At 62.9% G+C, this 14,235-nt stretch carries 13 protein-coding genes and 1 pseudogene; 8 read left to right on the forward strand and 6 right to left on the reverse strand.

What is annotated here, in order from left to right; translation table 11 throughout:
* The first annotated feature begins 43 nt into the window (after positions 1–43).
* The 6 genes and pseudogenes from ACFYRH_RS01235 to ACFYRH_RS01260 all read left to right on the forward strand — a co-directional run bounded on the left by ACFYRH_RS01235 (position 44) and on the right by ACFYRH_RS01260 (position 6,284).
* On the forward strand, positions 44–973 hold the full coding sequence (locus ACFYRH_RS01235; RefSeq protein ID WP_387766182.1) for a hypothetical protein: 930 nt from the start codon (positions 44–46) through the stop codon (positions 971–973).
* A 242-nt stretch (positions 974–1,215) separates the two neighbouring features.
* Complete coding sequence (locus tag ACFYRH_RS01240) at positions 1,216–1,614, forward strand: helix-turn-helix domain-containing protein (RefSeq protein ID WP_387766185.1); 399 nt, start codon at positions 1,216–1,218, stop codon at positions 1,612–1,614.
* Positions 1,559–2,011: pseudogene (locus ACFYRH_RS01245) on the forward strand (DDE-type integrase/transposase/recombinase); the annotation flags it as partial. The gene ACFYRH_RS01240 and the pseudogene ACFYRH_RS01245, both read left to right, overlap by 56 nt.
* 25 nt (positions 2,012–2,036) lie before the next feature.
* Positions 2,037–2,402 (forward strand): hypothetical protein, encoded by a 366-nt coding sequence (locus ACFYRH_RS01250; protein ID WP_387771780.1) that lies wholly within the window; start codon positions 2,037–2,039, stop codon positions 2,400–2,402.
* A gap of 754 nt (positions 2,403–3,156) precedes the next feature.
* Positions 3,157–3,987, forward strand: a complete 831-nt coding sequence (locus ACFYRH_RS01255; protein ID WP_387766188.1) for a DNA adenine methylase — start codon at positions 3,157–3,159, stop codon at positions 3,985–3,987.
* Entirely contained in the window at positions 3,984–6,284 is a 2,301-nt protein-coding gene (locus ACFYRH_RS01260) for a DGQHR domain-containing protein (protein ID WP_387766191.1), read from the forward strand. Before ACFYRH_RS01255 ends, ACFYRH_RS01260 begins: the two co-directional genes overlap by 4 nt.
* A gap of 436 nt (positions 6,285–6,720) precedes the next feature.
* Here the strand turns inward: ACFYRH_RS01260 and ACFYRH_RS01265 are convergent, their stop codons facing one another.
* The 3 genes from ACFYRH_RS01265 to ACFYRH_RS01275 all read right to left on the reverse strand — a co-directional run bounded on the left by ACFYRH_RS01265 (position 6,721) and on the right by ACFYRH_RS01275 (position 8,522).
* Complete coding sequence (locus tag ACFYRH_RS01265) at positions 6,721–7,101, reverse strand: hypothetical protein (RefSeq protein ID WP_387766194.1); 381 nt, start codon at positions 7,099–7,101, stop codon at positions 6,721–6,723.
* Positions 7,102–7,263: 162 nt separating this feature from the next.
* Entirely contained in the window at positions 7,264–7,662 is a 399-nt protein-coding gene (locus ACFYRH_RS01270; RefSeq protein ID WP_387766197.1) for an Imm1 family immunity protein, read from the reverse strand.
* Positions 7,659–8,522 carry a DddA-like double-stranded DNA deaminase toxin gene (locus ACFYRH_RS01275; protein WP_387766199.1) on the reverse strand — a complete coding sequence of 288 codons (864 nt, stop codon included), beginning with the start codon at positions 8,520–8,522 and terminating at the stop codon, positions 7,659–7,661. The genes ACFYRH_RS01270 and ACFYRH_RS01275 overlap by 4 nt, the downstream gene beginning before the upstream one ends.
* A 385-nt stretch (positions 8,523–8,907) precedes the next feature.
* Here ACFYRH_RS01275 and ACFYRH_RS01280 point away from each other — a divergent pair, with 385 nt between their 5' ends.
* A complete protein-coding gene (locus tag ACFYRH_RS01280; RefSeq protein ID WP_387766202.1) occupies positions 8,908–9,432 on the forward strand; it encodes a hypothetical protein in 525 nt (174 codons plus the stop codon).
* 33 nt (positions 9,433–9,465) lie between these two features.
* Here ACFYRH_RS01280 and ACFYRH_RS01285 read toward each other — a convergent pair whose 3' ends face one another.
* Positions 9,466–10,308: a class I SAM-dependent methyltransferase gene (locus ACFYRH_RS01285; protein WP_387766205.1), complete on the reverse strand. Its 843-nt coding sequence runs from the start codon at positions 10,306–10,308 to the stop codon at positions 9,466–9,468.
* Positions 10,309–11,075: 767 nt separating this feature from the next.
* Positions 11,076–11,273, reverse strand: coding sequence for a hypothetical protein (locus ACFYRH_RS01290; RefSeq protein ID WP_387766207.1), 198 nt, complete (start codon positions 11,271–11,273; stop codon positions 11,076–11,078).
* Positions 11,274–11,623: 350 nt separating this feature from the next.
* On the opposite strand from ACFYRH_RS01290, the gene ACFYRH_RS01295 reads away from it, so the two are divergent.
* The gene (locus ACFYRH_RS01295; RefSeq protein WP_387766210.1) at positions 11,624–13,021 is read left to right on the forward strand and encodes a hypothetical protein; all 1,398 of its coding nucleotides are present in this window, start codon (positions 11,624–11,626) and stop codon (positions 13,019–13,021) included.
* Here the strand turns inward: ACFYRH_RS01295 and ACFYRH_RS01300 are convergent.
* Positions 12,921–13,952, reverse strand: a complete 1,032-nt coding sequence (locus ACFYRH_RS01300; protein WP_387766213.1) for a hypothetical protein — start codon at positions 13,950–13,952, stop codon at positions 12,921–12,923. The two genes, ACFYRH_RS01295 and ACFYRH_RS01300, sit on opposite strands and share 101 nt — an antisense overlap.
* Positions 13,953–14,235 lie beyond the last annotated feature (283 nt).

Here is a 14,235-nt window from a genome sequence, read left to right on the forward strand (position 1 = left end):
AGTAGTTCTCCATGCCCTGCAGTAAATCTGGCATGATCAATGGATGTCGCTGCGGTACATCTACCAGGTGACGAAGTACGACCCTGCCGACTGGAACGAGGACGGCCGATACGTCGGCCTCGAGGTCGAGACGAGCGATCACGGGACGCAGGAGGCTGCGTACCTCTCAGCACTGGCGGCTTTTGCCGAGGAGAGTGGGGTTGGCGAGGTCAGCATCCGGGAGCCTGAAGTCGCCGGCCCATGGAACTTCGGGCTCGAGGCACCAATCGACGGGCACGGACTGAGCGGGCAGTTCGCTCCTGATCTTAGTGACTACTACGACGGAGCGGTCGTCCCAATCAGTGTCGCCATCGACCTGGTCCGGGCGATGTTGCGGGACAACGGCGCGTGGTGTCGGCTCGAGGTCGAGGGTCGCTTCCTGGTGCACGTCGGCTTCGACCAATACATGTTTATCGGAAGCCATGCACAGTGCGAGCGAGCAGTCGCCACAACGACCACCCTCGGGTTGTTTCCGATCCGGCTGGAGAGGTCACCGTACGAGCCGGACGAAGTACCTGGACCACCCGCCGACGCCGCCTTCTGGGCAAACGTCGCCGACCTCGTGGCCCAGAACGGCACCATCCTGCTCCGGGAATCCGCGATTCGGAATACGTCCCGATGGCATCGGCTCACGCCAGAAACACTCGACGGCATCCAACTCGCCCCACGCTCGAGACTGAGCGTTTGGCCCAACCTCTCCCCCGACGTGCAAGCTGCCCAGTCGAGTGCAGGTGACGTCTGTGAGTACATCTGGGCGAACCCAGCCGGTGAAATCCAGAGCGTGACGCTCACCGATCCGACGGCCGAAGACTTCCCCAATGACGCAGTTGCGGCAGCCGTCGTCCCCTTCATGGAAAAGGATTACAAGCCTTTGCTTGAGGGCGTTCTGCCCGACCCCGACGGCGTACTGCGAGCCCGCTGGTCAGCCAGGTGAGCAGTCGACGGCCAGCCGTTGCCGGCCGACACGCCGCGCCCCAGCCCCGATCCGGACGCACTCAGGCAATCCACGGAATAGATACTGACCTTCACACTCCAGCTGCGGCGACAGGCGCCCGACCAGGGGTCTGGTAGCCCCGCGGTGTTGTGGTTCAGGACATAGGCGACAGATGTCTCAAGACATAGGCGACACGTGTCTCAGGTGATCAGCGACAGCGTGGGCTGGCCGGATGCTCGGGCATGTCGAAGGCTCGGTTGGTCATCACCGCGTTGTTTGTTGAGGGTCAGACGGCCGCGGAGGTCGCCGTGCGGTACGGCGTGCACCGGGCCTGGGTCTACAAGCTGAAGGCCAGGTATCTGGCCGAGGGCGAGGCAGCGTTCGAGCCACGCAGCCGCCGCCCGAAGACCTCACCGCGTGCCACTCCTGCCGAGACAGTCGAGCTGGTCGTTCGGTTGCGCAAGCAGCTGAGCGAGCAGGGCCTGGACGCCGGTGCCGACACGATCGAGTGGCACCTGCAACACCCACCATCAGGTCAGGCTGTCGCGGGCGACGATCCACCGGATCCTGACCCGCGCCGGCGCCGTGGTCCCGGCCCCCGGGAAGCGGCCGAGGTCGTCGTACCTGCGGTTCTCCGCTGAACTGCCGAACGAGTGCTGGCAGTCCGACTTCACCCATTACCGGCTCGCCGACGGCCGAGACGTCGAAGTGATCACGTGGCTGGACGATCACTCCCGCTACGCCCTCCACGTGACCGCGCACCGGCGGATCACCGGGACGATCGTGACCACCACGTTCCGCGAAACCGTCGCGCAGCACGGGATCCCGGCCTCCACGCTCACCGACAACGGCATGGTCTACACCACCCGGCTCTCGGGCGGGAAGGGCGGCCGCAACGGCCTCGAGACCGAACTACGGAAACTGAACATCACCCAGAAGAACTCCCGGCCGAACCATCCCACTACCTGCGGGAAAGTGGAGCGGTTCCAGCAAACCCTCAAGAAATGGCTGCGCGCCCAACCCATCCAGCCGGCCACAATCGCCGAGCTCCAGAACCTGCTCGATGCCTTCGTCGACGAGTACAACCACCGCCGCCCCGCACCGCTCCCTGCCCCACCGCGCCACCCCGGCCACCGCCTACCACGCCCGCCCCAAAGCCACCCCCAGCGGCGACCGCACCGGCGAGGTCCACCACCGCGTCCGCACCGACCGCATCGACCACACCGGCGTCGTCACGCTCAGAGTCAACGGCCGGCTGCACCACATCGGCATCGGACGAACCCACGTCCTGATCCTCGTCCACGACCTCCAGATCAGGGTCGTCGACGCCGCCACCGGCGAACTCCTGCGCGAACTCACCCTCGACCCAGACCGCGACTACCAACCCACCGGCAGACCACCCGGCCCCATCCCTAAAAAGAACAGATGAACCCACGAAACGTGGGTTCACCTGTCGCCGATGTCTTGAGACATCACATCTGGTAGCCCCGCGGGACTCGAACCCACAACCCGCGGAAACTGACAAAAATACGCCCATCATTTGTCATCAATTGCCAGACCTACTCGTGACCTGCGAATTCGCGCCACCATGCTTCTCATCGGTGCCGGCGTATAGCCAACGTCTTGCGTTGATTCTGCTGAGCAAAGGTGGACGACTCGAGACTGTCGGGACCGTCGGACCGCCCGATAACACAACCTGGGCAGGACGCTGCTCCTCAAGCTCGGCTGCGCTGCGACAGGCACCGGACTGGGCGATGCCGGCGTACCTGCCTGACAATCCGGGACACTCGTGAACTGGGCAGTACACCCCTGGACGCTCACCGAACATCCTGCCCTACGGCCAACGACCCCGAAGCCCTTCAGCAGTTGCCGGTAGCCATTGGTCCGGTCTGTGCCGAGGCGTCGCGTCGCGGACCATCTCGACAGCCTGATGTATTGAATCGGTGCGTCCCAGACTCGTCATGTCATCGCGGCTTACAACTCTCTGCGCCTCGGCCTCTGGCTAACCAAAGCCGAGCTGCGCAGCGGGTGTCGCACGCGGCCATCCACGTTTGCGGACGTCGCCGTTGAGCTGGTGCCGCAGCCCTACTTACTCCGTCCTGGACACCCGAGGCGCAGGCGTTCCGCGCGACGCGCGCCGCACGACTGGCGGAAATGTCCTTGAGAGCCGATAATCTTTGGTCATGGTCGGAGAGAAACCTGTCACCGTCAGACCCTTGCTTCGGTGGGCGGGAGGGAAGCGGTGGCTGGTGCCAACTGTGGCCAGGCTGCTCGGCGACACCGAGGTCCAGAATTATCACGAGCCATTCGCGGGGGGCGCCTCGGTGTTCTTCGGATTGAACATCAACGCCAAGGCGTACTTGTCCGATCTGAATACAGCTCTGATAGACACTTATCGCCAAGTGCGTGAAGCGCCAGAGGACGTCTGGAGGTTCTTGCGGTCTTATCGCAACACCGAAGAGGCGTACTATGCCGCACGATCCGGGAGACCGCGCCTGCCAGCGTCAAAGGCAGCGCGGTTCATTTTTCTCAACCACACATCGTTCAACGGCATCTATCGCGTGAATCTTGAGGGCAAATACAACGTACCCTACGGGTACCGAGATCATTACAATATCCCGTTGCTGCAAGATCTCAAAGCCGCTAGCAAACGCCTTGAACGCGCTACTTTGACCGCAGGGGATTTCGAGACCGCGCTCGACAACGTCGGCCCGGGCGATTTGGTTTTCCTGGATCCGCCATACACCGTCGCGCACAACTTTAACGGCTTCGTCAGATACAACGACAAACTCTTCCGCTTCGCAGATCAGTATCGCCTGAGCGACATGGTCGACACTCTTCGCGAGAGAGGTGCTTACTACATTCTCACAAACGCCGCACACCAGTCGATTGCTGAGCTCTTCGAGAAGGGCGACCGACGGATCGAAACTAGCCGGAGGAGCGCTGTGGCCGGCAAGAAAAGCAGCCGCGGCCGCGCGACCGAGTACCTATTCACGAATCTTCCTGAGTCATGACGCTGCCGCCATCAGGAGCCCCGTTGAGGGACGCGCTGCTATCTCCAAGAAGCATCCCGGCCGAAGTTCGAAAGAGGATGTCGCCGGACCACTTCATTACGGTCCAGCCAAGGCAGATCCCCGAGCGTGAAGCCGACGGCTGGGTGATCGACAAGCGGAACAAGAGGTCCGCACGGATGCGCAAGCCCAAACTACACGATGTCGCGTTTGAAGACCGCGTCTGGGCCGCGTTTGCAAAACTGAACTTCACCTCACTAAACAAGGATCGAGATTTCTCTCTCAGATTCGGGAATGACGCCAGAGAAGCGCAGCACGTCGATGTCTTCGCCGCCGATGACGAGGTCGTACTCATAATAATATGCAGGTCGTCGGAGACTGTGCGCACAGGGCAGTTCAGGAAAGAACTTGAGACGGTCCAGTCACAGCGGCCGGCGCTCCTGAAGGAGATCAAGAGGGACTTCCCTTACCACAAGGTAAAGTTCATCCTTGCGACGAACAATTTTGGCGTGACACAGCAGACTGCTGAACGTATCGAGCAGGCTGATGTCATCCACATGGACGAGGATGTCATCGACTACTACATTGGGCTCGCGGATCACCTAGGTCGTGCTGCGCGCTATCAACTCCTCGGAAACCTGTTTCATGGCACAAAGATTCCGAATCTCGACCCAGAAGTTGTGGCTATCGAAGCTCACATGGGTGGACATAAGTATTACTCTTTTTCAATCGAGCCGGAACGGCTACTGAAGCTTGCATATATCCTGCATCGCAATAAAGCAAACTCGAGCCTAATGCCGACATATCAGCGGCTGATCAAGAAGACTCGACTCAAGGGCGTCGCGCAGTTCGTTGACGACGGCGGATATTTTCCCAACTCGCTCATCCTGAGTCTGGATTCTGTTGGCAGGGGTTTGAAGTTCGAGCCGTTCCCGAAACACGCAGGTGGGACCCGAGCCGGCGTCCTTCATCTGCCACAAACCTTCCGCGCCGCCTACGTCATCGATGGGCAGCACCGCCTATACGGCTATGCCGACAGTTCGCGCGCAGCCACAGATCTGATCCCGGTCATCGCCTTTGTGAATCTTGAGCGCCCTGATCAGGTTCGGCTGTTCATGCAGATCAATGAGAACCAGCAAGCCGTTCCCAAGAACCTTCGGAACACGTTAAACGCGGACTTGCTGTATGACTCGAAGGATCTGCGCGAGCAGATCAGAGCGCTTAAGCTGCACATTGCACAACAACTCGGCGAGGATAAATCCTCTCCACTGTACGGACGTATTCAGATCGGAGAGAATCCGAAGACGGCCTTACGGTGCCTAACGATCGACGCAATCAGCCGCGGAATTGATCGCGGAGGTTTCCTCGGATCGTTCTCTAAGACCGAGGTCAAGGAAGTGGGCACATTCTACCGCGGCTCGAACGACGCGACCGCGGGGCCACTCATTAGCTATCTCACACTGGGACTTGCATACTTACGTGACGGACTCGACACTCAGTTCAAGCTTGGCAGCGCTGAGGGCGGATTCGTTTTCATCAATAACGGCGTCGAGTCGCTGATCCGGATTCTGGGCGATATCGCCCAACACCTCACGTTGGTGAATTCCTACAATCCACGAGAATGCGCGCCGCAAGAATTGTTCGATGCGGCACGACGATACATGGACCCGCTTATCAGTCACTTGGCGTCCCTTGACTCAGCCCAGGGCCTAGAGTTTCGGCAAATGTATGGGTCCGGTGCTGGCACGAGGTACTGGCGACGTCTGCAGCAGGCAATCAACGTCGCTTGCTCGGACTTCTTGCCACCCGGCTTGATCGAATATCTCGAAAGTGAGGAGAAGCAGTTCAACGACGAGTCGCGGGATATGGTTGCGGCATTGGGACAGTTCATGAAGGGCGATATTCGCAAGCGCCTCGAGGACGAATATGGATCCACGTGGCGCAAGGACGGCGTCCCACGCAGGATCATGATCGAAGCCGGGAAACTGGCGGTCGAGAAGAATGCCGATCTAGACGCGGATCATGAGCTTGAAGCTTGGGATTGCCTCTACATCGTCGACTATCGAGCGATCATGACGCAGAGCCAGGATCTGTGGAAACGGCTCTTCGAAAAGCAGTACACGCGACCGGGCGACGAAGATAAGCCCGGTGGCTGGAAGGCGCGTTCGGATTGGCTTCAGCGCCTGAATGATCTGCGCAACGACGTGATGCACGAACGTACGGTCACCTCCGAGGACCACGACTTTCTCGTGACGCTGACCACCTGGCTCATCAAGGGGCAGGCTGACAACGACCTCTGACCGCTTCGTCATCTGGCGGACTGAGGTACTGGAGTCGGGCCAGGGTGTCGTCGTGACGCATCTGAGCCTGAAGCTCTGGCGAGTAGGACGCGAATGGGTCCTACTCTTCCGGCAGGCATCGGCCGGAAGAATGGGGACGACGACGAGGCAGAGGTTCGCCACGTAGCGTCGTAGCCGCTGTTATATCAACGGCCTGGTGCCCTGTCGCAGGTGCCCGGTCGGGCTGTGCGTCGAGCACATAGTTGCTCATGATCGCTGCCTGCCGTCGAGAGGTCAGGCGGATCTGCAGTCGCGCAACGGGAGGATGTCGATGTCCTCAACAGGCCACTGTGCGTAGGTCCGCGTGGTGCCGACCTTCTCCCACCCCCAGCGTTGATACATCGCATGGGCTTGTGCACCGGGGCGGGAGATGAGTCTCGCGAAGGCCTCCGGGCGATCAGCGAGGAGAGCGTCGACGGGTTGGCGAGAGAAAACCACGGCGACGGAAGTCCGTGTGCACGCCGAGCTCGATGACCGCGAAAACGGGGCCTGAAGCAACATCAGCAGAAGGCGGGTCAGTCTTGACACCGGTCCACCATCGTCCCGGAGGAAAGGTGAATCCGTACGATAATCCCACGAATCGCCCGTCGAGCTCTCCGGCGACCAGGACGAAGCCGTCCAGGCCCGCATGCTTCGTAATCCGGATCTCGAACCGACAGATGTCTTCGTCCGACATCTCGTACGGCGGTTCGGAGTACGCGTTCGCATAGAGCGGCTTGAGTCTCGGGACGAGGTCGAGCGTCTCGAAGCCCGTATGGCAAGCCAACTCCAGGGTCATGCTGTCTCCCTCGGGTCAGGAATCAATGGCTGGACCTGGAGACAGGCGTGCCCCTCAACCTGAGCGTCAGCCCTAAGTGGCAGCGCGGCGGCAGTTCGACAGGACGAAGCCTCGACCGGCCAGGCCACAGAACACACATGATCGACCTTCGCCATCTGCAGCTCAGTCGAATGCCAACTCCCACACCACCAAATCGGGACGTCTGCCAGTGGCGAGGAACTCGGAGGCCGCCGCACGGGCATCCTTCACGGTGATTGCGCTGCCTTTGCCCATGGTCGTTGGCACGCCGCCGTAGTCGAAGGTTGCCTCCTGCGGCTCACCGAGGGTGCCAGCTGAGCAGTACTTTGCGGAGCCATCGACGTCGTCGTAGAGCGTCAAGGAACTGAAGGCCGCCCCTAGCCCAATGTTCATTGTGACGAGCTCGTCCGCACTGACCAGTTCGACCCAGGTCGGCCGGGGCAGACTCGCGACTCGGTCGAGCAGCTCGTCGAGCTCGGCCTGGCTGCCGATGCGCTGCTGCCCCGCCTCATCGTCGTAGTAGGCCGTCAAGAAGTCGTTCATGCGAGTCCTCTCCCATCACCGATGTAGACCTTATAGCCGCCTGGCCAATAGACCGCCAGCTTCGCACCGCGCGGCAACTGCCACGGCAACGTGTTGTCGCAGCCGTACCGCCCACCGCAGGGACGCTTGTTCACGTACAGGGTCATTTCTCGAGCCATGCCGGCACGGCGCATGAGGGCGGCCGCGTGGCCCTCAGCGTGTTCTCGCGCAGAGTCGAGACTGGCGGTTCGGCCGCCGAGACCTGGCGCCGTACCTCCGGGGCCTCGCGTCCCGCTGCGCACATGAATCAGGCCGCCACCGTCCGGCCTGGTCAGAATGCCGGATGTCGGCCCGACGTCTCCCGGCCGCTCGGGCAGTCGCCGAAAGATCTGCTCGATGAAGGGCGCGGGCTCCGGCTGATCTCCAGCTCCATCACTGCCGCCGCTGCCCTGCGTCCGATCGTCGACCGCGCCCCGCGACGGCTGTCCATCGTCCCCCGAACTCGTCCCTTCACTGACTCGCCCATTCCTGTCCGGGCTCTTCGCATCCGCTTCGTCGTCATGATCGTCACGCCGGCGGTCCGTGGAAGGCGTTCTGCCACCTGTTCCTGGCGACCGTCCATGCCTCGAGCCACCGCCGAGGGCGGTTCGAATGCCGCTCACCATCTGCTCCACCCATTGCTTCGCTCGAGCCTCCACCTGAGACAAGTAGTGGGCTGCCTCTTCACAGCGCCTTGCCGCTTCATCGAGCTGTGTGGCGGCGATTCGGGTGGTTGCTGGTGCTCCCTTCCTGGCTCGGTCATGCAGATAGCCGACCGCCCGCGGTGCCTCGTTCAGGCAGGCGAGCAGCTGTTCGGCGACCCGCTGCAGCTCGGAAGGCATGCGCTGCCTCGGCGCTAAGTCTGGTCGGCGTAGCCGCGGCACCCGGCTTCGGCGATCTGCAACGACTGGACGGCCTGGTCAACCGACTTGGCGGCGGCATCCAGCATCGTTGCAATGTCCTGATCAGCCCGTGTCGCTGTGCCGCGAATGAGGGCCTGAACCTGCTGGCTGGACTGTTCGAAAACGCTGCTTGAACCCAGCCAAGCTGGCTGCGCCCTGCCTCGACTGATCAGCCAAGCCGTGCAGCTGCATCTTCATCTGTTCGACTTGGGACATGTACGGCTCCTCACCTGGTTGGACAATCAGCGATCTGCTGAGGTCCGGATTGACAAGCCGCGCGGTGGCGCGGCAATGATGTTCCCGATACGGGAGGACGATCAGGCACATGATTCGACGCAAGAACGCCTTGTTGGACACGGCTCTCGCCTGCGTGGAGCGTGAGATTCCGGTGCGGGCGGCAACTATCGCAGGTACGCCGGACGGCGACTGGATCACCAATGTCGATGCAGCCCGCGTCCTCTGGGACGTCGCCGAGCCGCCGAACCTGGCGGTCACCTCTTGCCCGACCGTGGCGATCTGGCGCCTGCCGCGGATCGCCGGCGCTTATGGCAAGCGGCTGTACGAACAGGAGCGACCTGGAATCTGGCCGCCGACGATGAAGCTGCCGGACGGCGACTGGATCACCTGCACGCTCCAGCCCGAAGCCGACCTCGGACCGCTGGCTACCGGCGTCGAGTACTTCGAGCCGGGGACACCCGTAGTCATCCCGCCGTCGACAACCGCGGATGGCCGGCTCAGGTCGGACGGGTCGAACTTCCCACTCCATCCGTTGCCGAGCGCCGATGCGGTCTTGTCGAAGGTGCTGCGCGCCGAAGAGGAGTACATCGAGTTGCACGGCCAGCTCGGCTGAGATCTCGCCAGCTGTGCAGCAGGACGCCACGACTCAGCCCTTCTGCCCCACGGCCAGGAACAACGAGCTCGCTGCCACCAGTTCGGGCATCCGATCCGCCAGGCGCGAGCACTCCAGTGCCGTGTCGAGCGGGTCGTGCTCGGCCAGATTGTCGGCGTAGGGCTGGTTCTTAAAGTGGGCGTCGATCATGACTGTGAGCCAGCCACCGGGACCGGTGAGGCCGAAGATGTTCACCGGCCGCAGCCCAGCGCTGACGAGCTCGCTGCGCAGCTCGCGCTCTCGGTGGTAATAGCAGTGCGCCATGCGCTCGTTGTCGACGCTGTGGCCCGTCTCCAGGATGTCGCGCACGATGCCGTGACGCGTCAGAAGCGTGTTGGCCAGCGTCGAGCCAATCAGGTTCGCTGCTCGGTTGATCGCTACCGCAGCCAGTACGCCGCCGGGGCGCAAGACCCGCAAGGCCTCACGAAGTGCCAGTCGACGGTCGCTTGCCTCCGGCAAATGGTAGAGCGGTCCCGCCATGAGCACGGCGTCGAACGATTCGTTCGACCATGGGAGTCGGCGGCCGTCGCCAAGTTCGGCGGTGATGCCCGCCGCGTTGGCTTGGTCGACGTGACGCTGGACGGGATCGAGTAGTACGACGTCGTGCCCTTGATCGCGGAGCCAGCCAGCGTGCACACCGGGACCACCGCCGATGTCGGCAACACGAGCCGGAGGCGGCGGGAACCACTGGCCAAGGAAGTCGTAGAGCCGGGCCTGTTCCAAGCGCCCCTTGACGGTCGAGCTTAACCGGACGGACTCGTCCCAGCGGCTCGAGTAGTGCGTCTCTATCGCTGGATCGACGGTCGGCCCATCCAACGAGATTACGGGCGTATCCACTGCGCTCCTATCATCGGGGTGGAACAGCGGGCGGGCGTCCGCTCTGCAGGCTGTGCGCCCGCCCGCTGGTCTCGAACGGCGGTGGCTGAGTGGTTGCTCGCCCGGGCACTTACGCCCCAACCACTCAGCCGACCGGGACCGAGGCGCCCGTCCGCGCCTCGGTGTTTAAGCGGCTGACACGGAACGGACTCGCTTCCGCGTCCCGTGCCAGCCAGCATCCGAGCGGGCCCTGGCCGAGCCCTCCACAGGGGAGAGGAGGACTCGGACAAGGACCGCAGTACGACGGAGCCCATGGGTGTGCAGCGATCGTCTGCACGTGCGGGGCTGAGGACGATGACTCCCCCACCGACTCCGCCAGTTCACAGGGCGGCCTCGTGCAGCATGATGCGAGCCCCCTGACCCGCTCGAACCGCACACGTACCTCTGCCGGATCTCCCACCAAAGGCAGGTGCCGCAGACCTGGCAGCACGACCGCTGTGATCTGGCAGCGGTTGACCGAGGCAACCAGTGCCTCGGAGGCCTGCGGCACAGTTTCGGGGTCTTCGACGTACACCGACCCCATGGCGAAGCCTTCGAGCCGGGCGAACTCCCCGAGTTCGCGCTTCAGGTCGTCAACGTGTTGGCCGGACAAGTACAGGTCACGTCGTGCATATCCGAGCAGCAACGGCCGGCTGTAGTCGGTCACCGATCGTCGTCCATCCAGCGACGGAAAGCCGCGACCAAGCGCTCCCAGAGCCGGGACCACCAGCCGCGGCGGTGCTGGCCGTTCACGAGTCGGCAGCATCTTCATCCACCGCCGCGGATACCGACTCGATCGTGATGCGAAGACTGGCGAACCGCCGAGTCATGCCCGCGTGGTACAGGATCGCTTTCGCCGGCTCGGCGGTGTAGTCCGCGATGACGTGCTCACCGAACCAGACCCGGACGCGACGGTCAGTCGGCTGTGGCAGCTGAGTGACGGTCATTCGCCCGTCACCTCCTGGATGATGTCTCGGATCATGAAGGCGTAGAGCGCGGCCGCCAGCAGCCAGAGAGCCCACATTTCTGGTATCACGTAGCGTCACCCTGTCGTCGCGGTTAGCACTTTCGGTGACGAGAAGCTTCCCGCCGGTCTGTCTGCCGTCACCATGAACGACACCGGACACTCGGCTGCCATCTGATTGCCATTTGGGACTGCAATGGACGGCAGAGGCGCATCTGACGCCGAAATGCCAGAGGTCAGGGCATGACGTCTGCCTGCCATCTGGCGGACGTTCGGCTGCCATCGACGCGCGGAACCCGCTTGCTACCCACTGGCCTGACGTACGGTGAATGCGTGGCTACGGCGCAGTACAGAACGCTGTTAGAGCAGATCGTCCACGAAGGCCCCTGGACGGTCGAGGAAACGTGCCGTGAGTTCGAGATCAAGGCACGGCAGATGAAGGAGTCGGCGACGTTGTCCCCACGCCAGTTGGCGCGGTGGATGCGCGGCGACGTCGGTCACGCGAGAGCAGTCGCGCAGCGCGTGGCCGAAGCGTTCTGGGGTCACCGTTTCGAGGTCTTGCTTGGCTTGCCGCATGAGTTGGCAGAGTTCGAGCTTCGCAGCGGTACGGCCGCGCCTGGCCTGTCCGTTGACGTCGAATCGTTGGAGGCAGCGGCAGTTATGGCCGCCCACGAGAGTTTTGAGCACGCAGCCCGAATCGCCGGCACTGTTGACTCGGACGACATTTCGTTGCTGCAGGAGTCAGTTCTTGAACTAGCCCGCGGTTACCAGACCAAACCTCCGTTGCAGTTGCTCACCGAAGCCCGCCACATCCGCAATGTGGCCTACCTGTTGCTCGACAAGACGAGACGACCAGCGCAGACCAGCCAGCTCTATCAGGTGGCAGGACAAGCCTGTGGACTGCTGTCAGTCGTGTCGTTCGACCTAGCGCGTTGGGACGCCGCCGAGGAACAAGCCCGCTCAGCGCGTACCTACGCCGAGCTGATTGGTGATGCGCACCTCGAGGCATGGTCCCGGGGAACGCAGGCTCTCATCGCTAACTGGCGTGGCCAGAGTCGGCGGGCGGTCGAGCTGATCGCCAGCAGCATCGATGCTGCCCCAGCCGGTGCCTCACCCGCGAGACTCAGAGCAATTGAAGCACGGGCGTGGGCCGAGCTAGGGCGGCCGGACCAGGTTAAGGAATCCCTGCGCCTGGCCGATATAGAGATGGAGAAATCACAAGACAGCGAGCTGTACAGCGCTGCCGGTGGAGAGTTCGGCTGGGGCCAGAGTCGCCATTCGGCGTGCGCTGGAACGGCCCTACTGACCGTGGGTCAAGGAGAACCGGCTGTGACTCGCATTCAGAACGCCATTGCCCTGGTGCCGGAGGACCCACTGGGCGGCTTGGCGCCTGCACGGGCGCAGGTCGACCTGGCAACCGCGGAACTCCTCGCCGGCCGCCTTGACGCCAGCGTGAACGCGCTGGAGTCCGTCTGGACAATCCCAGCGCCAAGCCGCCGACATGGTGTGACCGGACGAATGGAGCAGCTGTCTCGTCGGCTCACCAGTCGCGACTGGCGCGACTCCAGAGGCTGTGGACTTGCGCGATCAGATCGAGATCTTCAATTCCGAGGCGGTCTCGCGACTGGCGCTACCGAGCGCTTGACGACTGGGCGTCATCCCAAGCGGCGAGGAGTTCAGCTTCCCGTTCGGGACGCATCCCAAGCTGGTCTTGCCGTGGGTGGTCGATGAGCCCGTCGCGGTCAAGCACCTCTTTGAAGTCGTACAGCGTGTCGCGGAGTGGTCTGCAGACGAATCCCGCCTCCGCGGCGCGCCGGCCGTCCACTTGCCAGGTGCCTTGAGGCACCCGCCATAGCGGGATCTCCGTCCACTGCCGGACGCCCTGCTCATCCAGCCATCTCGGATCCACCCATACCAGTTGAGCACGGTGTCCGGTCAATGCCAGGCAGACGTCGATCAGGGCGCCGTACGTCGAGTGGCCGATCGGGGCGACGAGGTTGAAGACGCCGTCCCGTTTCGCCTCAACGGAGTCGAGGAGGAACGTTGACACGTCGCGTACGTCGACTGGCTGAATGGGCTCCCCAGGTGGCGCAGGGAGCAGCCACCGACCACCGCGTGCGGCTCGTTCCAGCAGTTTGAGACCGCGGCCGACGTACTCACCTGGCCCCAGGATGACGCCCGGCCGCACAATCAAGCTGCGTACGTCTCCGTCCATCGCCGCTGTCTCGCAGCCCGCCTTCAGCGTGCCGTACTGGCCGCCTATCGTGAGGTCGGCTAGCTCGGGGGAATCTTCGGTGTAGGTCGGTGACGATGGCCAGAGCGGCGAATCCTCGCTGACAGGGACAGCCGGCCACTCGAGATAAGCACTCACGGTCGAGATGAGCACGTACTGCTCAATCTGCTTTCCGAGCGCCTCCGTCACCCGAGTGACGTCGACGGGTTCATACGCGCTGGTGTCGATGAGCGCGTCCCATCGGCCAGACTCGGCCAAGCGCTGGAGGTCTCCGTCCTTCCTACGATCGCCGAGAACATGTGTCGCCCCAGCCGGCGGCTGACCATTCTTGCCACGAGAGAAAGCCGTGACCTCCCACCCCCGGGCCAAGGCATCGACGATCAGCGTTCGCCCCAGGAACCAGCTGCCACCGAGGATAAGGAGTCGCATGAGGCAATCTTGCCTTCTGACTGCGTGCCGGGCTGACCCCGGCCGCCCCTCGTCAGCGAGCCCACACTGATCACACCACTCCGCGAACTCGAATCTCAGATAGTCGAACGCGCCGCCTGGGTCGAAGACGAACTATCCGCCAGTCCGCCCGGCTAGTATCCCGATTTGCATCGCGCAGGCAGCGCGACACCGGACCCGAACCTCACCGAACTCATCCGGAAGATCGCCGCCTACACAGAGAGCGCCACCAGATTCAGGGCCGATCAATCCTCGGAGACGCCCC

Source organism: Kribbella sp. NPDC004875, from assembly GCF_042873375.1.
Classification (GTDB): Bacteria; Actinomycetota; Actinomycetes; order Propionibacteriales; family Kribbellaceae; genus Kribbella.

Excerpts from the sequence above, each read along its gene's own strand:
- ACFYRH_RS01270 (WP_387766197.1), bottom strand. The coding sequence starts at position 7,662 with ATGAACGACTTCTTGACGGCCTACTACGACGATGAGGCGGGGCAGCAG.
- ACFYRH_RS01260 (WP_387766191.1), top strand. The coding sequence starts at position 3,984 with ATGACGCTGCCGCCATCAGGAGCCCCGTTGAGGGACGCGCTGCTATCT.
- ACFYRH_RS01265 (WP_387766194.1), bottom strand. The coding sequence starts at position 7,101 with ATGACCCTGGAGTTGGCTTGCCATACGGGCTTCGAGACGCTCGACCTC.
- ACFYRH_RS01275 (WP_387766199.1), bottom strand. The coding sequence starts at position 8,522 with ATGCCTTCCGAGCTGCAGCGGGTCGCCGAACAGCTGCTCGCCTGCCTG.
- ACFYRH_RS01300 (WP_387766213.1), bottom strand. The coding sequence starts at position 13,952 with ATGCGACTCCTTATCCTCGGTGGCAGCTGGTTCCTGGGGCGAACGCTG.
- ACFYRH_RS01255 (WP_387766188.1), top strand. The coding sequence starts at position 3,157 with ATGGTCGGAGAGAAACCTGTCACCGTCAGACCCTTGCTTCGGTGGGCG.
- ACFYRH_RS01240 (WP_387766185.1), top strand. The coding sequence starts at position 1,216 with ATGTCGAAGGCTCGGTTGGTCATCACCGCGTTGTTTGTTGAGGGTCAG.
- ACFYRH_RS01280 (WP_387766202.1), top strand. The coding sequence starts at position 8,908 with ATGATTCGACGCAAGAACGCCTTGTTGGACACGGCTCTCGCCTGCGTG.
- ACFYRH_RS01250 (WP_387771780.1), top strand. The coding sequence starts at position 2,037 with ATGCCTTCGTCGACGAGTACAACCACCGCCGCCCCGCACCGCTCCCTG.
- ACFYRH_RS01235 (WP_387766182.1), top strand. The coding sequence starts at position 44 with ATGTCGCTGCGGTACATCTACCAGGTGACGAAGTACGACCCTGCCGAC.
- ACFYRH_RS01290 (WP_387766207.1), bottom strand. The coding sequence starts at position 11,273 with ATGACCGTCACTCAGCTGCCACAGCCGACTGACCGTCGCGTCCGGGTC.